Origin of the sequence: Pseudomonas sp. Tn43 (genome assembly GCF_014192635.1) — a bacterium.
GTDB lineage: Bacteria > Pseudomonadota > Gammaproteobacteria > Pseudomonadales > Pseudomonadaceae > Aquipseudomonas.
On record NZ_JACHYG010000006.1, the window covers coordinates 110,150 to 130,467 of the forward strand.

19 protein-coding genes and 1 tRNA gene are annotated in these 20,318 nt (G+C 60.0%); 16 read left to right on the forward strand and 4 right to left on the reverse strand.

Annotated elements, in window-relative coordinates; all coding sequences use genetic code 11:
* Window positions 1-281: 281 nt before the first annotated feature.
* On the reverse strand, window positions 282-1,430 hold the full coding sequence (locus FHW68_RS17055) for a MalY/PatB family protein (RefSeq protein WP_183681609.1): 1,149 nt from the start codon (window positions 1,428-1,430) through the stop codon (window positions 282-284).
* Window positions 1,431-1,653: 223 nt separating this feature from the next.
* Here FHW68_RS17055 and fdnG point away from each other — a divergent pair, with 223 nt between their 5' ends.
* The 4 genes from fdnG to fdhE are packed head-to-tail and all read left to right on the forward strand — an operon-like array spanning window position 1,654 to window position 7,245.
* Entirely contained in the window at window positions 1,654-4,719 is a 3,066-nt protein-coding gene (gene fdnG / locus FHW68_RS17060) for a formate dehydrogenase-N subunit alpha (RefSeq protein ID WP_183681612.1), read from the forward strand.
* The gene (gene fdxH, locus FHW68_RS17065; protein WP_095632566.1) at window positions 4,720-5,664 is read left to right on the forward strand and encodes a formate dehydrogenase subunit beta; all 945 of its coding nucleotides are present in this window, start codon (window positions 4,720-4,722) and stop codon (window positions 5,662-5,664) included. It abuts the gene before it with no gap.
* Window positions 5,661-6,314, forward strand: a complete 654-nt coding sequence (locus tag FHW68_RS17070) for a formate dehydrogenase subunit gamma (RefSeq protein WP_095632565.1) — start codon at window positions 5,661-5,663, stop codon at window positions 6,312-6,314. The genes fdxH and FHW68_RS17070 overlap by 4 nt, the downstream gene beginning before the upstream one ends.
* A gap of 4 nt (window positions 6,315-6,318) precedes the next feature.
* A complete protein-coding gene (gene fdhE / locus FHW68_RS17075; RefSeq protein WP_183681615.1) occupies window positions 6,319-7,245 on the forward strand; it encodes a formate dehydrogenase accessory protein FdhE in 927 nt (308 codons plus the stop codon).
* 116 nt (window positions 7,246-7,361) lie between these two features.
* Here the strand turns inward: fdhE and FHW68_RS17080 are convergent, their stop codons facing one another.
* On the reverse strand, window positions 7,362-7,724 hold the full coding sequence (locus FHW68_RS17080; protein ID WP_183681618.1) for a DUF6124 family protein: 363 nt from the start codon (window positions 7,722-7,724) through the stop codon (window positions 7,362-7,364).
* Window positions 7,725-8,296: 572 nt separating this feature from the next.
* On the opposite strand from FHW68_RS17080, the gene selA reads away from it, so the two are divergent.
* The 6 genes from selA to FHW68_RS17110 all read left to right on the forward strand — a co-directional run bounded on the left by selA (window position 8,297) and on the right by FHW68_RS17110 (window position 15,099).
* Window positions 8,297-9,745, forward strand: a complete 1,449-nt coding sequence (gene selA / locus FHW68_RS17085) for an L-seryl-tRNA(Sec) selenium transferase (protein ID WP_183681621.1) — start codon at window positions 8,297-8,299, stop codon at window positions 9,743-9,745.
* Window positions 9,742-11,661 (forward strand): selenocysteine-specific translation elongation factor, encoded by a 1,920-nt coding sequence (gene selB, locus FHW68_RS17090; RefSeq protein WP_183681623.1) that lies wholly within the window; start codon window positions 9,742-9,744, stop codon window positions 11,659-11,661. The genes selA and selB overlap by 4 nt, the downstream gene beginning before the upstream one ends.
* Window positions 11,662-11,667: 6 nt before the next feature.
* Window positions 11,668-11,763, forward strand: a tRNA-Sec gene (locus tag FHW68_RS17095).
* Window positions 11,764-12,106: 343 nt separating this feature from the next.
* Window positions 12,107-13,072: a tripartite tricarboxylate transporter substrate binding protein gene (locus tag FHW68_RS17100; protein WP_095632559.1), complete on the forward strand. Its 966-nt coding sequence runs from the start codon at window positions 12,107-12,109 to the stop codon at window positions 13,070-13,072.
* Window position 13,073: 1 nt separating this feature from the next.
* Complete coding sequence (locus tag FHW68_RS17105) at window positions 13,074-13,565, forward strand: tripartite tricarboxylate transporter TctB family protein (RefSeq protein WP_095632558.1); 492 nt, start codon at window positions 13,074-13,076, stop codon at window positions 13,563-13,565.
* Window positions 13,566-13,590: 25 nt separating this feature from the next.
* Window positions 13,591-15,099, forward strand: coding sequence for a tripartite tricarboxylate transporter permease (locus FHW68_RS17110; protein WP_095632557.1), 1,509 nt, complete (start codon window positions 13,591-13,593; stop codon window positions 15,097-15,099).
* A 181-nt stretch (window positions 15,100-15,280) separates the two neighbouring features.
* On the opposite strand, the gene FHW68_RS17115 is transcribed toward FHW68_RS17110, so the two are convergent.
* A complete protein-coding gene (locus FHW68_RS17115; RefSeq protein ID WP_183681627.1) occupies window positions 15,281-15,679 on the reverse strand; it encodes a nuclear transport factor 2 family protein in 399 nt (132 codons plus the stop codon).
* Window positions 15,680-15,942: 263 nt separating this feature from the next.
* On the opposite strand from FHW68_RS17115, the gene FHW68_RS17120 reads away from it, so the two are divergent.
* The 4 genes from FHW68_RS17120 (at window position 15,943) to FHW68_RS17135 (ending at window position 18,247) form a co-directional block, all read left to right on the forward strand.
* Window positions 15,943-16,581, forward strand: a complete 639-nt coding sequence (locus tag FHW68_RS17120) for a hypothetical protein (protein WP_095632555.1) — start codon at window positions 15,943-15,945, stop codon at window positions 16,579-16,581.
* Window positions 16,581-17,024, forward strand: a complete 444-nt coding sequence (locus FHW68_RS17125; protein WP_095632554.1) for a phage holin family protein — start codon at window positions 16,581-16,583, stop codon at window positions 17,022-17,024. The genes FHW68_RS17120 and FHW68_RS17125 overlap by 1 nt, the downstream gene beginning before the upstream one ends.
* Entirely contained in the window at window positions 17,021-17,851 is an 831-nt protein-coding gene (locus FHW68_RS17130; protein ID WP_183681630.1) for a DUF3618 domain-containing protein, read from the forward strand. Before FHW68_RS17125 ends, FHW68_RS17130 begins: the two co-directional genes overlap by 4 nt.
* 111 nt (window positions 17,852-17,962) lie before the next feature.
* Window positions 17,963-18,247 (forward strand): hypothetical protein, encoded by a 285-nt coding sequence (locus tag FHW68_RS17135; RefSeq protein WP_183681633.1) that lies wholly within the window; start codon window positions 17,963-17,965, stop codon window positions 18,245-18,247.
* 27 nt (window positions 18,248-18,274) lie between these two features.
* Here FHW68_RS17135 and FHW68_RS17140 read toward each other — a convergent pair whose 3' ends face one another.
* Entirely contained in the window at window positions 18,275-18,832 is a 558-nt protein-coding gene (locus tag FHW68_RS17140) for an ATP-dependent Clp protease proteolytic subunit (protein ID WP_007900348.1), read from the reverse strand.
* 271 nt (window positions 18,833-19,103) lie between these two features.
* Here FHW68_RS17140 and FHW68_RS17145 point away from each other — a divergent pair, with 271 nt between their 5' ends.
* Together FHW68_RS17145 and FHW68_RS17150 are read left to right on the forward strand one after the other, a co-directional pair.
* On the forward strand, window positions 19,104-19,418 hold the full coding sequence (locus tag FHW68_RS17145) for a KGG domain-containing protein (RefSeq protein ID WP_095632551.1): 315 nt from the start codon (window positions 19,104-19,106) through the stop codon (window positions 19,416-19,418).
* Between the two features lie 216 nt (window positions 19,419-19,634).
* Window positions 19,635-19,976 (forward strand): hypothetical protein, encoded by a 342-nt coding sequence (locus tag FHW68_RS17150; protein ID WP_183681636.1) that lies wholly within the window; start codon window positions 19,635-19,637, stop codon window positions 19,974-19,976.
* Window positions 19,977-20,318 lie beyond the last annotated feature (342 nt).

Below are 20,318 nucleotides of genomic sequence, written 5' to 3' on the forward strand. Positions count from 1 at the left end.
GAAATCTCCTCTGTTCAAGGCAAAAGATCCGAGCGCCACCAGCGCTCGTTGAGGGTTGACCCCGGTCTTTTGTCTTGAGTTCGGTTGGATTTCGATGGACTTCTGCAACCCGAAAATCCCTTGTGCAAGCCTGCTCGCGATGACTGATCACATTTGAACGGTGTACACCCTGTAGGAGCTGCCGCAGGCTGCGATCTTTTGATCTTGCTTGCGCTGACATCAAAATCAAAAGATCGCAGGCTGCGCCAGCTCCTACATTTGATCCTCGTTGCCCGTAAGAATCAGCGGTTACGCAAACTACGCTCCATCCGCGCGATTCCTTCTTCCAGCAGCGCCCGTGGGCAGCCGAAGTTCAAGCGCACGAACTGCCGGGCGTGATCGCCGAAATCCAGCCCTGCGCTCAGCCCGACCTTGGCTTGCTCAAGGAAGAACTGCTGCGGGTTATCCAGCCCCAGCGCCGTGCAGTCGAGCCATGCCAGGTAAGTGCCCTGAGGAATGTTCATGCTCACACCCGGCAGCCGCGTACGAACCGCCTCCACCAGATAATCCCGATTGCCTTGCAGGTAGGCCATGAGTTCGGTCAGCCACGGGCCGCCTTCGTTGTAGGCGACGCGGGTGGCTTCCAGGCCCAGCGGGTTGACGCTGTCGACCATGCCGCAGCGAGCGCTGTTGACCCGATGACGCAGTGCCGCGTCCTGAATGATCATGAACGCCGTCTTTAAACCGGCGATGTTGTAGGCCTTGCTCGCTGACATCAGGGTGATGGTGCGCTGGGCGATCTGCGGGCTGAGCGAGGCGGTCGGAATGTGTACGCGCCCGTCGAAGCACAGTTCGGAGTGGATCTCGTCGGAGATGATCCAGGCGTCCTGTGCCAGGCAAATGTCGGCGACCGCTTGCAGTTCCTCGCGTGGGAAGACCTTGCCCAGCGGGTTATGCGGGTTGCTCAGCAGCAGCGCGCCGCCGCCCTGCAGGGACTGGCGCAAGGCATCGAGTGGCGTGGCATAGGTGCCATCGGCCAATGCGTCGAAATCCAGTTCGACTTTGTTCAGCTGCCAGTGGCCCGGCGCATGGCGCAGCGGCGGGTAGTTTGGCGTTTGTACCACCACGTTCTGCTGCGGTTGAACCAGCGCATGCAGGGCCATGTTGAACCCCGACTCGATACCCGGCAGGAAGACCAGCTCTTGAGGCTGCACGCGCCAGGCGTACTTGTTCCACAGGTCGGCGACGATGGCTTCTCGCAAGTCATCCTGGGCCACGCTGTAACCGAGCATCGGGTGTTCCAGGCGTTTTTGCAGCGCCTGGATGATCGCGGGCGGTGCGGCAAAGTCCATGTCGGCGACCCACATTGGCAATACGTCGGCCGGGTAGCGGCTCCATTTGGTACTGCCGGTGCCATGGCGGTCGAACACCTGATCAAAATCGAAAGTCATGCTCAGTCTCATAAAAGGCGTGGGGATTAATCCGGTGGTCATGATAAGCGCCAACCTCTGTGGGAGCTACCTGTGGCTCGGGGATTACCCGACTGTCGGTTTTCACACCGCACAAAACAGCATTGTCTACAGTTTAAAGTGGCGGTAGTTCCGTTGCCGTCACCGTGATCGTCCAGAAAAACCCGGCCAATGCACCGGGTTTCCACCTGATCAGGAGTGCACGATGGACCTCAACCGTCGTCAATTCTTCAAGGTCGCTGGTCTCGGCCTTGCGGGCTCAAGCCTCGGTGCGCTGGGGATGGCCCCGGCGCCTGCTTTTGCCGAACAAGTGCGTCATTTCAAGCTCGCCCATACCCATGAAACCCGCAACACCTGCCCGTACTGCTCGGTCGGTTGCGGCTTGATCATGTACAGCCAGGGCGACAACGCAAAGAACGTGGCCCAGAGCATCATCCACATCGAAGGCGATGCCGACCACCCGGTCAATCGCGGCACCCTCTGCCCCAAAGGCGCAGGCCTGCTCGATTTCATTCACAGCCCCAGCCGTCTCCAGTACCCGCAGGTGCGCAAGCCCGGCGCTACGGAGTGGACGCGTATCTCCTGGGATGAAGCACTGGATCGCGTCGCCGACTTGATGAAGGCCGATCGCGATGCCCACTTCGTCGAGAAGAACGCCCAGGGGCAAACGGTGAACCGCTGGCTGAGCACCGGTTTCCTCGCGGCGTCGGCATCGTCCAACGAAGCGGGTTACATCACCCACAAGGTGATTCGCAGTCTCGGCATGCTGGGGTTCGATAACCAGGCACGTGTCTGACATGGCCCGACGGTGGCAAGTCTTGCCCCGACGTATGGCCGTGGTGCCATGACCAACCACTGGACCGATATCGCCAACGCGAATCTGGTTCTGGTGATGGGTGGCAATGCCGCCGAAGCGCACCCTTGCGGTTTCAAATGGGTGACCGAAGCCAAAGCCCATAACAAGGCGCGGCTGATTGTGGTCGATCCGCGTTTCACCCGTACCGCCTCGGTAGCCGACTATTACGCGCCGATCCGCACCGGCACCGACATCGCCTTCATGGGCGGGCTGATCAATTACCTGCTGACCGAAGACAAGATCCAGCACGAATACGTGCGCGCCTATACGGACGTGTCGTTCATCGTCAAGGCCAACTACGGTTTCGAGGACGGCTTGTTCAGCGGTTACGACGCGGGCAAGCGCATCTATACCGACAAGTCTGGCTGGGGCTACGAAATCGGCGAGGACGGTTTCGCCAAAGTCGACCCGACCTTGCAAGACCCACGTTGCGTTTACCAATTGATGAAGCAGCATTACAGCCGCTACACCCTGGAGCTGGCCAGTCAGGTTTGCGGTATGCCCGTGGACGCAATGAAGAAAATCTGGGAAGAGATCGCCACCTGCTCGCAGCCGGGCAAAACCATGACGATTCTCTACGCATTGGGCTGGACCCAGCATTCGACCGGTTCGCAGATGATCCGCAGCGCGGCCATGGTGCAACTGCTGCTGGGTAACGTCGGCATGCCGGGCGGGGGCGTCAATGCCCTGCGCGGTCACTCCAACATCCAGGGCCTGACCGACCTGGGCTTGCTGTCCAACCTGCTGCCCGGTTACCTGACCCTGCCGGCCGAGACCGAACAGGACTACAACGCCTACATTGCCAAGCGCGCACTCAAGCCGCTGCGTCCCGGGCAGATGTCCTACTGGCAGAACTACGGCAAGTTTCATGTCAGCCTGATGAAAGCCTGGTACGGCGCCAATGCCACCGCCGAGAACAACTGGGGCTACGACTGGCTGCCCAAGCTGGACATTCCCGGCTACGACATCCTGAAAATGTTCGACATGATGGGCAGGGGCGAGGTCAATGGCTACATGTGCCAGGGCTTCAACCCGATCGCCGCCTTGCCGGACAAGAACCGGGTGATGAAGGCGCTGGCCAAACTCAAATGGCTGGTGGTCATGGACCCGTTGGCCACCGAAACCTCGGAATTCTGGCGCAATGCCGGGCCTTACAACGATGTGCAAACGGCCGAGATCCAGACCGAAGTCATTCGCCTGCCCACCACCTGTTTCGCCGAAGAAAACGGCTCGCTGGTCAACAGCGGCCGCTGGCTGCAATGGCATTGGAAGGGGGCCGATGGCCCGGGCCAGGCGCGCACCGACGTGAAGATCATGGCCGAGCTGTTTTTGCGCCTGCGCCAGCGTTACCAGGCCAACGGCGGTGCCTGGGCCGAGCCGATCCTCAAGCTCGACTGGCCGTACAAAGTGCCGGATGATCCGACGCCGGAAGAACTGGCCCGGGAATTCAACGGCTACGCCGTCTCCGATGTCACCGACGCTTCGGGCGCGATGATCAAGACCGGCCAGCAACTGTCCGGCTTCGGCCAGCTCAAGGACGATGGCAGCACGGCGTCTGGATGCTGGATCTTCTGCGGCAGCTGGACCGAGCAGGGCAACAACATGGCCCGGCGCGACAACAGCGACCCTTTCGGCATGAAGCAGAACCTGGGTTGGGCCTGGGCCTGGCCGGCGAATCGACGGATTCTCTACAACCGCGCCTCGTGCGACACCCAAGGCAAACCATGGGACGCCAACAAACGGCTGGTGTGGTGGAACGGCAAGGTCTGGACCGGCACCGACGTGCCCGACTACAAGGCCGATGTGCCGCCGGAAGCCGGGATGAACCCGTTCATCATGAACCCCGAAGGCGTTGCGCGTTTCTTCGCCCTCGACAAGATGAACGAAGGGCCATTCCCGGAACACTATGAACCGTTCGAGACGCCCATCGGCATCAACCCGATGCACCCTAACAACAAGCAGGCGACCAGCAATCCGGCCGGACGGGTCTTCGAGTCCGTCTGGGACACCCTCGGGCAGGCCAAGGACTTCCCTTATGCGGCCACCAGCTACCGGCTGACCGAACACTTTCACTTCTGGTCCAAGCATTGCCCGATCAACGCCGTGACCCAGCCTGAGCAGTTCGTCGAAATCGGCGAAGTGCTGGCCAGGGAGAAAGGCATTGCGGCCGGTGACCGGGTCCGGGTCAGCTCCAAGCGCGGGCATATCGAAGCGGTGGCGGTGGTGACCAAGCGGATTCGTCCGCTGCAGGTCAACAATCAAGTGGTGCACCAGATCGGTATCCCGTTGCACTGGGGGTTCACCGGCGCCACCCGTCACGGTTACCTGACCAACACCCTGGTGCCGTTCCTCGGCGATGGCAACACACAAACCCCGGAATCCAAGTCATTCCTGGTCAACGTGGAGAAAGTCTAAATGGCCAGCCAAGACATCATCGCCCGTTCGGCCACCACCACCAGGCCGCCCTCGGTGCGCACCCAAGATGAAGTGGCCAAGCTGATCGACACCACCAAGTGCATCGGCTGCAAGGCTTGCCAGGTGGCTTGCTCGGAATGGAACGAGTTGCGCGACGATGTCGGTCACAACCTCGGCACTTACGATAACCCTCAAGACCTCAGCGCAGACACCTGGACCTTGATGCGCTTCACCGAGCATGAAACCGACGCCGGCAACCTCGAATGGCTGATTCGCAAGGACGGTTGCCTGCACTGCGCCGAACCCGGCTGCCTGGCGGCGTGCCCCAGCCCCGGCGCGATCATCAAGCACGCCAACGGCATCGTCGATTTCGATCAGGACCACTGCATCGGCTGCGGCTATTGCATCACCGGTTGCCCGTTCAACATTCCGCGCATCTCGCAAAAGGACCACAAGGCTTATAAATGCACGCTGTGCTCGGACCGGGTGGCGGTGGGGCTGGAACCGGCTTGCGTAAAAACCTGCCCGACCGGCGCCATCGTTTTCGGCAGCAAGGAAGACATGAAGGAGCATGCCGCCGAACGTATCGTCGACCTCAAGAGCCGCGGTTTCGAAAACGCCGGTTTGTATGACCCCGCTGGCGTCGGCGGTACCCACGTCATGTATGTGCTGCACCATGCCGACACGCCCAGGTTGTACGCCGGATTGCCGGATCACCCGGCGATCAGTCCGCTGGTGGACTTGTGGAAAGGCCTGAGCAAACCCCTGGCGTTGCTGGCCATGGGCGCGGCGGTGCTGGCCGGGTTCTTCCATTACGTGCGTGTCGGTCCACAGCTGGTCGAGGAGGACGAACATCCCGTCACCCTCGACCCGGCGGTGCATGAGTTCGATCCATCGGTGCACACCTTTGATCCGACGAAACCCGGCGGGGGGGACAGGCCATGAACGACAAACCGATCCTGCGCTACACCGCCAACCAGCGCACCAATCACTGGCTGGTGGCGATTCTGTTTCTCGCGGCCGCGCTGTCGGGGCTGGCCTTGTTCCACCCGGGACTGTTCTGGCTGAGCAACCTGTTTGGCGGTGGTTCGTGGACGCGCATTCTGCATCCGTACATGGGCGTGGCGATGTTTGTGCTGTTCCTGGGCCTGGTGTTCAGTTTCTGGCGGGCGAATTATTTCAGCGCCAACGACCGGTTGTGGCTCAGGCGTGTCGGGACGGTCATGCGTAATGAAGAGGAGGGCGTGCCGCCGATCGGCAAATACAACCCGGCACAGAAGCTGCTGTTCTGGGTGTTGCTGATCTGCATGCTGGTGCTGTTGTTCAGCGGCCTGGTGATCTGGCGTGCCTGGTTCAGCGCTTACTTCGGCATCACCAGTATTCGCTGGGCGATGCTGTTGCATGCGCTGGCGGGGTTCATCCTGGTGCTGAGCATCATCATCCACGTCTATGCCGGTATCTGGATTCGCGGCTCGGTCCACGCCATGGTGCGCGGCCGGGTCAGTCGCGCCTGGGCGAGAAGACACCATGAACTCTGGTACCGGGAAATGACCCGAGACGAGACGCCGGAGCCGCCGATCAGCAAAAAAGGATGACCCCTTGGCCACGATCCTCGAGCCTGGGCAGATAGAAGCGGCGGCGAGTTCACCGCCGTTTCTGTATCTGCCACCGCACAACCTGTTCACCTTGCGCGCGCTGCGCCTGGAGCGCCTGGCCGACGGGCATCCATTAGCGGACTACCTGCGCTTGGTTGCCGGACTGTGTCACGTTCAACAAAACCTGATGGACGATCCGCCCGTGGCCGCCATGCCCGATCCCGAACGTCTGCGGGTGTGCATGGAACATGGCTTGCCACCGTTAGCCGCCGACAGCCTGGTGCGTGAAAACGTTTGGCTGCCGTATCTCGAAGCGCTGTTGCAACGCTATCAGCCACCGCCACAAACGGCGGTAGAAAACGCCGTGACCACGTTGCGCAGCGCCAACCCCGGGCTGCTCAAAGCCTGGGCGATTGCCTTGGTCAGCGGCCAGTATTCAATGCTGCCAGCGGAGTTGGTGCCGTTTCTCGGTGCAGCGCTGCAAGCGGCCTGGAGCCATTGGCTGTTGGGTTTAGCCAACCTTGAGCTCAAGCGCGGCGACTGCCTCAGCCAATGCCCGGCCTGCGGTTCGCCGGCGATGGCCGGGGTGATTCGTCATCGGGGCAAATACAACGGTTTGCGTTATCTGGTGTGCTCGTTGTGTGCCTGCGAGTGGAATGCGGTGCGGGTCAAATGCGTGTACTGCGAACAGAGCAAGGGGCTTGAATACATCAGTTTCGAGGATGACCGTCACGCCGCCAATCAGGCACCGTTGCGGGCGGAAGTCTGCCCCGGCTGCAAGAGCTACCTGAAACTGATCTACCTGGAAAACGACGCCGAAGCCGAAGCACTTTCGGCAGACCTGTCCAGCCTGATGCTGGACATGCGCCTGGAGCAGGAAGGCTACCAGCGCCTGTCGCCCAATCTGATGCTGGCACCGGGAGGTGACTGAGCGTAAAGCGATCGCAAAACCGGTGCCTGTGGTAGGTCAGCCTTACCGCGATTACCGGTTTTACGACGGCTGCGCAGCCGAACGGGGGCAAGCCCCTAGCGACAGGACGCTTGTGATTACTTAGGTGGTTCGTGTTTGTCCAGCGCTCGGTTCACCGCCAACTCGCCCTGCATGATGACTTGCGCGATGCCTAGAATGGTATGGCGGTGTGGCCCCTGTAGCAGCGCTGCAACATCGTTGAGCATGACGCTGGCCGAAGCCAGTGACTCGCAAGCGTGGGCCAGCAGAGATTCGGTGCCGATCTCTGGGTTGATGATGAACATTTGGCTGGGTTTATACGGCGTGGCCATGACATGGGCACTCGGATTGAGGTAATAATCGAGGGCGCGCTCGGCGGCTTCGTTGAGTTCTTTTGAATCGAGTGATTCGTACGGGGATGCCGGATCTGTGGTCGGCGGATTGGGTGTTATTTTGAACATAGATGAAACTCCTACTTAGAATATTTAGTAGCCATCACCCTCGCTACCAAACGAAGAGTGGCGGCCATACGCGGGTTGGTAGACCGGTCTAAGTAGGAAACCCGGCGCTCACAATGGAGCCCCACGCATGACCACCATATAAAGCCGAGCCCCCAAAAAGAGACTGCATAAGGTGTCGCCATACGACTACTTAAAGGCGGGCTACCAAACCCGATCACTGTTTTTCAGTGACAGGGAAACGATATAGCCCGCCCCACAGCCGCACAAGCCAGCGGAGTCTGGCGCACGCGTAGGCAACGACGCAAGGCGTTGTAGCCTTTAGGACGTAACACCGAGTGTCATTAAACACGCCCCCCTGCAATGAGTGGATGCGCCTCAAAAAAAATGAGGAAACCTCTGACAGTTTTTTAGTAGTAGTCGCTGGGAGCGCGGCGTTTGGCAGGGTGTTGCAGTGGGGCACTCGCCATCAGCGAGATCATTGCGCGGTGATGGTGATAGTGGGCAGAGAGCATGCCCTTAAAGCTCAGCGGCTACACTCAGACGCGACGGTCATTCGCTTCCGGGAGCCTCTGATGTCTGCAACCTCCGCCAGCCAAGCCTTGCGGCTGCCCTCCATCGACAGCTTGCTGCGCCATCCCGCCTGCCAACCACTGGCCGAGCGTTACGGGCGTGATGCGCTGCTGGCCGGTTTGCGGCAACTGCTCGATGACTTGCGCGAACCGGTGCTCAAGGGCGAACTCAATGCCATTGAAATTGCCCCCGATGTCTTGGCGGGCAGGGCGGGTGAGCGTCTGGCGATCCAGCATCGCAGCCAGGTGCGGCGGGTGTTCAACCTCACCGGCACCGTACTGCATACCAATCTGGGACGCGCGTTGTTGCCGGAGGCGGCTGTCGAAGCCGTTCAACTGGCTGCCCGCTATCCGCTCAATCTGGAATTCGACCTGCACAGCGGCAAGCGCGGCGACCGCGATGACTTGATCGAAGGCCTGATCCGCGAGCTGACCGGCGCCGAAGCGGTGACCGTGGTCAACAACAATGCCGCTGCCGTGTTACTGACGCTCAACAGCCTGGGCGCGCGCAAGGAAGGCATCATTTCCCGTGGTGAACTGATCGAAATCGGTGGTGCTTTCCGCATCCCCGACATCATGGCCCGCGCCGGAGTACGGCTGCACGAAGTGGGCACGACCAATCGCACCCATGCCCGGGATTACGAGGCCGCCATCGGTCCGCGCACTGGCTTGGTGATGCGCGTACACGCGAGCAATTATTCCATTGAGGGTTTCACCGCCCAGGTACCAACGGCTGAATTGGCGCAGCTGGCTCACCGTCACGGGCTGCCGCTGCTGGAAGACCTCGGTAGCGGCAGCCTGCTGGACCTGACTCGCTGGGGCCTGCCCGCCGAGCCGACAGTGCGCCAAGCGCTGCTCGAGGGTGCGGACATCGTCACTTTCAGCGGCGATAAATTACTCGGCGGTCCCCAGGCCGGGTTGATCGTCGGGCGCAAAGACCTGATCGACAAGATCAAGAAGAACCCGCTCAAGCGTGCATTGCGGGTCGACAAACTGACCCTCGCGGCGCTCGAAGCGGTGTTGATGCTGTACCGCGATCCGGATCGACTGGCCGAGCGCCTGCCGAGTCTGCGTCTGCTGACCCGCCCTCAAACCGACATCTTCGCCCAGGCAGAACGCCTGCAACCCTCATTGGCGCAGGTGTTGGGTGATGGCTGGAGCGTCAGCGCGGTGCCGGCGCTGGGCATGATCGGCAGCGGCAGCCAACCGGTGGCTCGTTTACCGAGCGCCGCGTTATGCCTGCGGCCCAACGTTTCCAAACGTCTGCGCGGACGGCGATTGCTGGGGCTGGAGGCCGCGTTTCGTCAGTTGCCGATTCCCGTTTTGGGGCGCATCGATGCTGATGCGCTTTGGCTGGACCTGCGCCAACTGGATGACGAAGCCGCGTGGCTGGCGCAGCTCAATCAGCTGGCGCAATTCGATCAGTTGCAGGAGGAGGGCCGGGACAGGTGATTGTCGGCACGGCGGGGCACATCGATCACGGCAAGACCTCCTTGCTCCAGGCATTGACCGGTCAGGCTGGCGACCGTCGCCGGGAAGAGCGCGAACGCGGCATGACCATCGACCTCGGCTATATCTACGCGGCGCTGGAACCGGGCGCCGCGCTGACCGGTTTTATCGATGTGCCCGGTCATGAGCGCTTCACCCACAACATGCTGGCCGGGGCTCAGGGCATTGATCTGGTGTTGTTGGTGGTGGCTGCCGATGACGGCGTCATGCCGCAGACCCGCGAACATGTGGCGATCGTCGAGTTGCTGGGCATCCCACGGGCACTGATTGCAATCACCAAATGCGACCGCGTCGATCCTGCTCGTGTGCAAGCCGTCAGGGAACAGATTGAAGCATTGCTCGCACCCGGACCTTATGCCGATGCGCCACAAATTACGCTATCGAGTGTGACCGGTGAGGGTGTCGAGGCGCTGCGTCAGGCCTTGCTGGATGCGCAACATGAGGTGCTTCAACGCAGCGCCGGCGGCGGTTTTCGCCTGGCGATTGACCGGGCGTTCAGCGTGGCCGGCGTCGGGATCGTGGTGACCGGCACCGCGTTGTCTGGCCACGTGGCCGTGGGCGATACGCTGGTGTTGAGTCCGCAGGGCAAACCCGTGCGGGTGCGAGGCCTGCATGCGCAGAATCAGACGGCTGACAGCGCCATGGCCGGGCAGCGCGTCGCACTGAACCTGAGTGCCGATCGTCTAGCCCTGGAACAGATTCACCGGGGCCACTGGCTGCTGGCAGAATGGCTGCACGCGCCGACCCAGCGTCTGGATATCGAGATGACCTTGCTGGCCAGCGAGGCGCGAAGCTTCGAGCACTTTCAGCCCGTGCACGTGCACCTTGGCACTCAGGACGTGACCGGGCGAGTGGCGTTGCTGGAGGGCGACAGCCTGGTACCGGGAGAGCGGATGTTCGCGCAGTTGCTGGTGAATGCACCGGTGCTGGCGATGAAGGGCGATCGCTTGATCCTGCGCGACCAAAGCGCTCAGCGCACCCTCGGCGGTGGCAAGGTGCTTGACCCGTTCGCCCCGGCCCGACACCGTCGCAGCCCCGAGCGATTAGCGCAGCTACAAACGCTGGCCACCACCAACAGCCTGGAAGCAGCACTGCCGGCGCTGCTGGCCAACAGCGACACCGGGCTCGATCCGCTGCGTCTGGAACGCCAGTTCAACCGTCCGCGCCACACGTGGGTGTTGCCCGATGACGTGCGCTTGATCGATACGCGGCAGGGACCCTTGCTGTTCAGCGCGGTGCGCTGGGAAGCACTGAAAGCGCCGCTGCTGGAACACCTCGCACGCTTTCATCAACTGGAACCGGATCAAATGGGACCGGACAGGGATCGCCTGCGTCGCTTCGCCGGCACCGCGCTGGAGCGACCGACTTTTATCAGCCTGCTCGACGAATTGCTGGCCAGCGGATCGATCATCGCCAGCGGCCCGTGGCTGCATTTGCCGGACCATCAAGTGCGTTTGAGTGAGGATGACGAAACCCTGTGGCAACAATTACAGCCGTTGTTCGAACAGGCGGGTTTCGATGCGCCGTGGGTGCGTGATCTGGCTAAAGCGACGGGCCGTGAAGAGGCCGCCGTGCGCCTGCTGATGCGCAAGATGGCGCGGCTGGGGCTGGTGCATCAAGTGGTTCGTGATTTGTTTTATACCGAGACGCTGGTGCGCCGATTGGCGGCTATGCTGGTGCAACTGGCCAGCGATGACCCGGTGATTCAGGTCACCGCGTTTCGCGATGCTGTGGGCCTGGGGCGCAAGCGCAGCGTTCAGATTCTGGAGTACTTCGACCGGATCGGCCTGACCCGACGTGTTGGCGACCGGCGCCACATTCGGCTCGACAATGCACTGGCTCAACCGACAACAAACTGAGTTCAAGGAAGGCAATCGCGCCCGGTGGCGCGGCCGGGCTTCAAACCCGGTTGGGGACGGCATCCGTTCCCGGGCAGGTTCGACTCCGGCTGCCTTCCGCCATTTGGTCAACATAGGTACAGACATTGCAATCCCTGTGGGAGCAGGCCCTGTGGCGAGGGGGCTTGCCCCCGTTGGACTGCGAAGCAGTCCCAAAACTGCTACCTCCTTAAGCCAGGCACGCCGCATGCACCGAATTCGCGACTGCTTCGCAGCCGAACGGGGGCAAGCCCCCTCGCCACAGGGCCAGCTCCCACAGGTTCTGCATTCATAATTGACTTGCGTTAGGAACCCCATTGAAAGCCCGCCAATAAACACAACTATGACCTACGCTTATTCCAGACGCATGTTCACAGGGGCTCTTCCCTGATCGACAACAACAAGAACAGCTATCCGGAGACGACTCATGTTTGCATTGGCCCGTCGATTCAGCAGCAACCTTGCCGTTTTCCTTACCGCCGCCGCGCTCGCCTCACCGGCTTTTGCGCTCGATACCGTCAAGTTCATGGCCCCGGGTTCAGTCGGTGGTGGTTATGACCAGACCGCACGCGTCCTGGGCAAAGCCATGGTCGAGGCGAAAACGGCAAAGTCCACAACCTTCGAGAACAAGGGTGGCGCCGGTGGGACCCTGGGGTTGGCGCAATTTGCCAACGGCACCAAGGGGGATGCCAATGCCCTGATCGTGGTCGGCGCGATCATGGTCGCAGCCATCGAGCAGAACAAACCGCAAATCACCTTGAAAGACGTGACGCCGATTGCCCGGCTGTTTACCGAATACAACGTGATTGCCGTGCGTGACGATTCGCCCTACAAAACCCTGGACGACTTGCTCAAAGACTTCAAAGCCAACCCGTCCAGCATCAAATGGGGCGGTGGCTCCAAAGGGTCGATCGACCACATCGGCATCGCCGAACTGGCGAGCAAAATGGACGTCCCCGTCAACAAGGTCAATTACGTTGCCTTCGCCGGTGGCGGCGAAGTCGTCGCCGCGACGCTGGGGGGCCACATCACGGTGATCACCGGCGGCTATGCCGAGCTTGCCAAATACGTACAGTCCAAACAATTCCGCTTACTCGCCATCGGTGCGCCCACACGCGTAGAAGGCATCGATGCACCGACCCTCAAGGAAAGTGGCTATGACGTAACGATCGGCAACTGGCGGGGTGTTTATGGCGCCGCTGGCCTGACGCCTGAACAGCGCAAAGAACTGACTGAAGCCGTCCTGACCGCCACCAAAAGCACGGTCTGGCAAGACAACGTAAAAACCAATGCATGGTCACCGAGCATTCTGACCGGGGATGACTTCGGCAAATTCGTCGAAGAAGAGCATGGGCGCCTGCGCGCGATGCTGGTCAAGGTCGGGCTGCTCTGAGATGGCCGGACGCTGGAGAGTCATGCCGGCCCAACTGGCGATGGGTTTAGGTGTCGTCGCCATCAGCGCGGTATTGGCGATCGGCGCCTCGCGGTTTCCTCCCGAGATGGGCTTCGTGATCATGGCGGCGTACGTGTATCCCTACGCCGTCGCGGCGTTTCTGGGCGTCGTCGGTCTGTTGATGTGCTATCAGGCGCTCACCGGTGGTTTTCGCAACCTTACTGACGATCATGAGACCACCCGGCCTCAGCCCGGCGGCAAGCTCGGCGCAACCTGGGTCACGGCGGGGCTGATGGGCGTTGCGTTGCTCATTACCTACATCGGCTTCGTATTGGCCGCCTCATTGCTGTTTGCCTGTTCGGCACGGGGTTTTGGCAGTCGCAGCCCGGTGCGGGACCTGGCCATCGGCATCGCCCTGACGCTGCCGATTTACTGGCTTTTCACCGCCGGGCTAGGGGTTTCCCTGCCGCCCCTGGTCAACGCCTGGATCTGATCCGGGCCCCAAGGAGGTCGACAAGGTGGACATTCTCTCGAGTCTGGCAACCGGCTTCGGTGCCGCGTTGGCGCCGATCAATCTGATGTGGGGCTTCATTGGCTGTCTGCTGGGCACCGCGATCGGTGTTTTGCCGGGAATCGGGCCGGCGCTGACGGTGGCACTGCTGCTGCCGATTACCGCCAAAGTCGATCCTACCGGCGCGCTGATCATGTTCGCCGGCATCTATTACGGTGCTCAGTTTGGCGGCTCCACTACCTCGATTCTGCTCAACACGCCAGGGGAATCGTCCTCCATGGTCACGGCCCTGGAAGGCAACCTCATGGCGCGCAACGGGCGGGCAGGTCCGGCGTTGGCGACGGCTGCGATAGGCTCATTCGTGGCCGGCACCATCGCGACGATCTTGCTGACCCTGTTCGCGCCCCTTGTCGCGATATTGGCGCTGAAGTTCGGGCCGGCCGAGTATTTCGCGATTCTGGTGCTGGCCTTCACCACGGTGTCGGCGGTACTCGGTGCGTCGATGCTGCGCGGCTTTGCCTCGTTGGGGATCGGGCTGACCATCGGCTTGATCGGCCTGGACTCGACCTCGGGCATTGCCCGCTACACCCTGGCGGTGCCCGAGTTGGTCGATGGCATTGAAGTGGTGCTCGTCGCGGTGGGCTTGTTTGCCGTCGGTGAGGCCTTGTACAGCGTGCTCTACCAAAAGGAAGAAACCGCCGGCCGACACCGCTTGACCTCGTTGTGGATGACCCGCGCCGACTGGAAGCGCTCGATTCCCGCATGGCTACGGGGCACGCTGATCGGTTTTCCCTTCGGGTCGATTCCGGCCGGTGGCGCGGAAATTCCGACGTTTCTGTCGTACTCGACCGAGCGCAAACTCAGCAAGTACCCGAAAGAGTTCGCGGCCAGCAAAGGCGAGGGCGCCATCGAAGGCGTCGCTGGCCCCGAGGCGGCCAATAATGCCAGCGCCACCGGTTCGCTAGTGCCGTTGCTGACCTTGGGCATTCCGACCTCTGCCACGGCGGCGATCTTGTTGGCCGCATTCCAGAACTACAACCTGCAACCGGGGCCGCTGCTGTTCCAGACCTCGGGCGAACTGGTCTGGACGCTGGTGGCCTCGCTGTACATCGGCAACGCCATCCTGCTGGTGCTGAACCTGCCGTTGGTGGGCCTGTGGGTCAAACTCTTGCAGATTCCACGACCGTACCTGAACGCCGGCATTCTGGTATTCGCCACCATCGGCGTATACGGCATGCGTCACTCGACGTTCGACCTGTTTCTGATGTTGGCCATCGGTTGGGCCGGGGTGTTGATGCGGCGTTTCGACTTCCCCGTCGCGCCGGTGATCGTCGGCATGCTGCTGGGCCCGATGGCGGAAAAACAACTGCGCAATGCCTTGTCCATCAGCCAGGGCGACTGGATGGTGTTTGTGACACAACCGATCGCGGCCTCGCTCCTGGTGCTGACGCTGTTGGTGCTGCTGGTTCCGTATGTGCTGCATAAACGCGGCATCAAATTGCACGAGGATGATTGAAGCTTCGCGAGCCGGTTTGATGATCCGCCCCAGTGGATCGTTGGGAATGCCTCAACGGACGCTCCGCGTTCGGCTCCTGAAGGGACGCGGAGCGTCCTGGGCTGCATCCCCACGCAGAGCGTGGGAACGATGATCGACACCCTCAATTTCAGAAACGAAACGCTTGTCGTCCGACCAGTAGCTATTTGCCTTTCTGTTTCTGCCAGATCTGGAAGTTCTCGATTTCCGTGGGAACGATCTCTTCACCCTTGATGGCTTGTGCCGAAAAATGATGCCGGACCAGCGCCACATCACCCGACAGCGTGATGGTCTGGCCTTTCATTTCAAGTGTCTTGAAAGCGCTTTTACCGGTTTCGATGTCAGCGATGAACGCTTTCTTGTCCTGGATTTTCCCGCTGGAGTGGCCGTAGGTAAGGTTTTCAGCGGTGAGCGCGTTCAGTTGGGGAATGTTCTTGTGCAGCATCGCTTGAGTCAGATGGTCTACCGCTAAGGCAACATCCTTTTCGCCCGAGAAGGGGGCTGCCATCACATAGCCGCTGAAGAGGCACAAGAAACCGATAAGCAATTTCGTTTTTTTCATGGGTGTTTTTCCTTGTTGTTATTGAGTGGCAGACGAGAGAAAGGGTTTACTCGTCTGTCATCGTACAACGTAGCAGATTTTTAATGCGAGATGCATCCAACAAATACCCACCGGAACCTGTGAGTACCATCGGTGCGCTTTTTATCACTTCATCATCTGCGTGGAACTCCCTGCCAGCCCCCTCCGTCATTTGCAATGAAGCACCACCGCGGCCACACCCGCGGCCACTTCCTCACGTATTCATTACGAAGGCGATGGATGACATGACTATTCCAGACAGCAGAACCGGACAACCGGATGGCCCTCGGGATTCAGCGGGCTCCGAACAAAACTTTCAACATATAAAGGAGGAGGTTACCGAAGCGATAGGCGGTGCCCGGCATCAGGCCGATGAGCAGTTCGGCCAGTACCGCGATACCGCAGCGGACCAGATTGAAGCATTGGCCAGAGGCGCCCAGTCAGTCGTTTCCGAGATCAGGACGAACGATACGTTTGGGATGTCCGACTACCTGGCGAACATGGCAGACAGCATGAGCAGCCTGGCGGGAAAACTGCGCAGCAAAAGTGCCGAAGAGCTGCTGCACGATGGCGCTGATCTGGCGCGCGACAACCCAGGGTTATTCATTGTCGGCAGCATAGCGGTCGGGTTTGGTCTGTCGCGATTCCTGAAAGCGGGTACGGCGGCCTCGCCAACAACCGACCATGAGTTCACGGACCAGAGCAGCACATCCTCGTTCAGTGGCGATGGCTCGCAGGAATTTTATGAAACGTCGATGCCATCGGCAGGCGATTTGTCGCCCGGATTGGCCACTGGCATCACGCCGTCCTCGCCGAACGCGCCTGACCATCGTGGCGATACTTCTTCAATGCCGGGGTCCAGCCCCTTCACAGGAGAACGGTAATGAACAGAGACGATCCAGAACTGCAACGCACACAGCCCGTCAACCCGTCGTTCACGACGACTGAATATGATGCTTCCGTGGTCGGTTTATTGCGGCAGTTATCTCGGGAAGTTCCGGCGTTGTTCACCAAAGAGCTGGCGTTGGCCAAGGCGGAACTACAGGCCAGCCTGACGACATTGAAAGCAGGGATTGCCGGGGTCGCCGGCGGCGCCATTGTGCTGCTCGCCGGGTTCATCATTGTGCTGATGGCGGTGGTCTATGCCTTGAGCCTGGTGATGGCGCCCTGGCTGGCCGCGCTGATTGTCGGCGTCGTGGTGATGGTCATCGGCTTCGTGATGCTGCAGGCAGGCAAAAAACAATTCGAGCCTTCCCACTTCAAGCCTGATCGCACCCTGGACGCGCTGAACAAAGACCAGGAAGCCCTGCGGAGGAAAGTGTCATGAAGCGAGAAATAGACACCGAAGCGGCCAAGAGTCCGGAAACCATCGAGCGTGAAATCGATGCGCAACGGGAAAACATCGGGCATATCGTCGACGCTCTGGAAAGCAAGTTCACCCCTGGCCAGATGTTCGATCAGGCGCTGCTGATGATGCAGAGCAACGGCTCGACTTTCCTGCACAATCTGGGCACCAGTGTGCGCAACAATCCCATGCCCGCGGTGCTGACCTCGGTCGGCCTGATGTGGCTGATAATGAGCCAGAATCGCCCGCCAATGCCCAGGGAATATCGGGTTGAGACTGAGCTGGATATCGACTGGACCGATGATGTGGGCGAAGGGCTCACCGATGGCATCGACAGCGCCCGGGAGCGTCTGCACCAAACCACCGATTCGCTCAAGAACAGCTATCAGGCCGTCAAGGGCAAGGCCGCACATCTGAGCGATAGCCTGCATGCCAAGACCGATCAGCTCAGTCACACCGTCCATGACACCAGTGATCGCCTGGCGCGCAGGACCCATGAAATGGGCGACCAGTTCAGTCATCTGCTCAAGGAGCAACCCCTGCTGATGGCGGCGATGGGTATCGCGGTGGGCGCGTTGCTGGGGGCGGCTTTACCCACTACCGCAACGGAGCGCCGTTATCTGGGCAGGACCAGCGCCAGCCTCACCGGCAAGGTCAAACAGCAAGCACGGGAGGGCTATGAGGCCGTGCGCGAAAAGGTGATGGAAACCACAGAACCCCACGAGACAACCGCTGGAGAAACGGGCTCGATGCGCAAGACTGCGTCCGAAACCTCGGCCGATCTGTCGCGTGGGCTGGGGACTTCTTGACGAGTGTCAGGGCAAGACGGGAGGTCAGACGCAGACGTCCCGTCGAGCCCTGTTTGTCGAGCCCTGAAACAGGCCGGACGCCAAGATCAGACGCATGACGAGGTACGCATCATGATTGATGAATCCACAGGCATGACCCCCGGTGTGCGCTACGAAATCGAGAACCGCGAAAGGGTAGAACCGTTTGCCGGTTTTTTTCTGGACGGCAACTATTACCTCACGCCCGAACTGGAAACGCCCGTCGGCTGGATTGAGGGCAATCGCTTTATCTACGATGTACTTGATCCCGAAGGCGAGCCGGTTTTCAAGGACCGTGTGGCCGGCACTGTCAAGGATTTGAAACTCATATTGAGTGACGGAATGACCCTGGATATTCACCCCATTCCGGGCACCTGACCGGTATCAGGCCCTCTCGAACGTACGTCAGCCGCCACTGATTTTCCAGTGCTTGACGTTATCGGCAAACACCATCTGATGCATTTCGTGGGCGATGCCGTAAGCCAGGGATTCATGCGCCGCAATGACCTTTTCTTCCGCTGAAAGGCAATGAAAAATGTCCAGTTTGGTATCGGCGTGTGCGGTTTCCAGGGCAAAGATTTGCACATAACGTGCAAGGTCGTTATCCAGGCTCGAGAGGTATTCGCGCAGCCGCTGGTGGTCGACCGAGCTTTGGCTGAAGTACCAATTCATGGGATGAATCAGAAACCGCGAATGGGGCGCGGTGATCCGTCGACCGGCGGCCAGGTACATGATGATGCCCATTGACTCGATGTTGCCGGCATTGATCGCGCACAGCGGCACCGGCAGGGATTTGAGGAAGGTGTAGAGGGCAAAGCCGAAGTTGGTGCTGCCACCGCTGGTGGATAGATTCAGCAGCAAGGAAGAAGCGCCCTGGTCGATGGCGTCGAGGCAGCAGTCTCTGAAGCGCTCCATGGTGCCCTGATCGATCTGACAATGAAAGTGGACGATGTGCTCTGTCATCGACGTCCCTCCATACGGGATAAATAGAGAGTCGAAGACGAATAATGCCAGACCTCAACGCTCTTTTCTTTCATCAAATTATATAAGCACAACCCGCTTTTATACTCGTTTTAATCACATCCATTAGTCGCCGTAGCCGGAGTTTTCTGGAACTAATAACTCCAATCCGCTTGTCGCAAGAATGCCGCATCAGTTCAAACTTTCAATCCCGCAAAACCTCGGAATAAGACGAGCCGACAAAGGTTCGTTCGTAACCATGAGGAGAACGAAAATGGCTAACACCGGTAACAAGAACCCTGGCAATTTTGCCAATGACCCTGGAAAAGCCTCCGAAGCCGGTAGAAAAGGCGGGGAGTCGGGCGGCGGTATGATGAACGATCCGCAACGCTCCTCCGATGCCGGCAAAAAAGGTGGACAGGCCTCAGGGGGCCGTCAATCCAGCGAGACCAACCGCTCCGGCAGCGAACAGGGAGGAGGCCGCTCGGGCAACTTTGCCGACGACAGGGAAAGAGCGTCTGAAGCAGGTAAAAAAGGAGGACAAAATCAAGGTGGAGGGCAAAACCCTGGCGGCGGACGTAGACCCTGATGCCAGGTGAAATACATCAAGCCCCGCTTTGGCGGGGCTTGGTTTTATCCAGGTCGGACTTTTGTCCTCGACTCGCGATAGCGCGGTGCAACTATCGGTTCAAGTAATAGTGACCATCAAGAAACGCAAGTTCTGGTTTGTTGGGCAAAGGCGGAGAATCGCCCCCATCGAAGACGCTGCTCAATGAACCAGACTTTTTATTTCAGGACTTCACCGATGCGCCCTTTATTTGTCCCCGTCATGGCTTTCGCCTCCTTACTGCTGGCCGGTTGCGTTTCCGCACCGAATGACCCGACGCTGACCTTCCAGACGAAAAAAACGCCTGCCGAGTACGCCGACTGCGTAATACCGAAGTTGAAGGGCAGCGCACTGAAGCCGACGGTCTCGCAAACCCAGCGCAGCTACCGGATCGTGGTACCGAGCAAAGTCGCGGCCGATAACGTTCTCGAAGCCTACAAGGCCCCGAATGGCGGCAAGGTGTTTTTGTATGAACGCCACTTGTTGGCATCGAACTTTATGCCTTCGAGTTTCGAACGAGCCGCCCAGGAATGCCTGTAACTGGCAACCGCTCTTAAAAATGCTCCTTTGGTTGGCCGCAACCAACCAATTTTTTGTCCCGTGCCTCATTTGGTCACGGGACTTTTTTTGCGTGTAGATAGTTAAGCCGTAAATGTTCTCCGTAGCAGCTGCCTCGCGGGCTCGGCAGCTGCTACTTACTCAGAGTGATGAACTGCCCCCCAAAAGTTGGACACCGATCCTGACTTTTGGGGGGCAGTTCAGTGATCTCTGTTGTTCACAAATACTGCATTTACAGCAGAACTCTGTGGGAGCGGGCTTGCCCGCGATGAGGCCCTCCAGCACACCGAAGACTCCCGAGTCGTAAAAAAGGGGAGCCCGCCG

What these genes read in the sequence shown, in the direction of transcription:
- FHW68_RS17125 (WP_095632554.1), top strand. Translation starts at nt 16,581, where the DNA reads ATGAACAGAGACGATCCAGAACTGCAACGCACACAGCCCGTCAACCCG.
- FHW68_RS17135 (WP_183681633.1), top strand. Translation starts at nt 17,963, where the DNA reads ATGATTGATGAATCCACAGGCATGACCCCCGGTGTGCGCTACGAAATC.
- FHW68_RS17105 (WP_095632558.1), top strand. Translation starts at nt 13,074, where the DNA reads ATGGCCGGACGCTGGAGAGTCATGCCGGCCCAACTGGCGATGGGTTTA.
- FHW68_RS17120 (WP_095632555.1), top strand. Translation starts at nt 15,943, where the DNA reads ATGACTATTCCAGACAGCAGAACCGGACAACCGGATGGCCCTCGGGAT.
- FHW68_RS17100 (WP_095632559.1), top strand. Translation starts at nt 12,107, where the DNA reads ATGTTTGCATTGGCCCGTCGATTCAGCAGCAACCTTGCCGTTTTCCTT.
- FHW68_RS17080 (WP_183681618.1), bottom strand. Translation starts at nt 7,724, where the DNA reads ATGTTCAAAATAACACCCAATCCGCCGACCACAGATCCGGCATCCCCG.
- FHW68_RS17145 (WP_095632551.1), top strand. Translation starts at nt 19,104, where the DNA reads ATGGCTAACACCGGTAACAAGAACCCTGGCAATTTTGCCAATGACCCT.
- fdxH (WP_095632566.1), top strand. Translation starts at nt 4,720, where the DNA reads ATGGCCAGCCAAGACATCATCGCCCGTTCGGCCACCACCACCAGGCCG.
- selA (WP_183681621.1), top strand. Translation starts at nt 8,297, where the DNA reads ATGTCTGCAACCTCCGCCAGCCAAGCCTTGCGGCTGCCCTCCATCGAC.
- FHW68_RS17150 (WP_183681636.1), top strand. Translation starts at nt 19,635, where the DNA reads ATGCGCCCTTTATTTGTCCCCGTCATGGCTTTCGCCTCCTTACTGCTG.
- FHW68_RS17115 (WP_183681627.1), bottom strand. Translation starts at nt 15,679, where the DNA reads ATGAAAAAAACGAAATTGCTTATCGGTTTCTTGTGCCTCTTCAGCGGC.
- FHW68_RS17055 (WP_183681609.1), bottom strand. Translation starts at nt 1,430, where the DNA reads ATGACTTTCGATTTTGATCAGGTGTTCGACCGCCATGGCACCGGCAGT.
- FHW68_RS17140 (WP_007900348.1), bottom strand. Translation starts at nt 18,832, where the DNA reads ATGACAGAGCACATCGTCCACTTTCATTGTCAGATCGATCAGGGCACC.
- FHW68_RS17070 (WP_095632565.1), top strand. Translation starts at nt 5,661, where the DNA reads ATGAACGACAAACCGATCCTGCGCTACACCGCCAACCAGCGCACCAAT.
- FHW68_RS17130 (WP_183681630.1), top strand. Translation starts at nt 17,021, where the DNA reads ATGAAGCGAGAAATAGACACCGAAGCGGCCAAGAGTCCGGAAACCATC.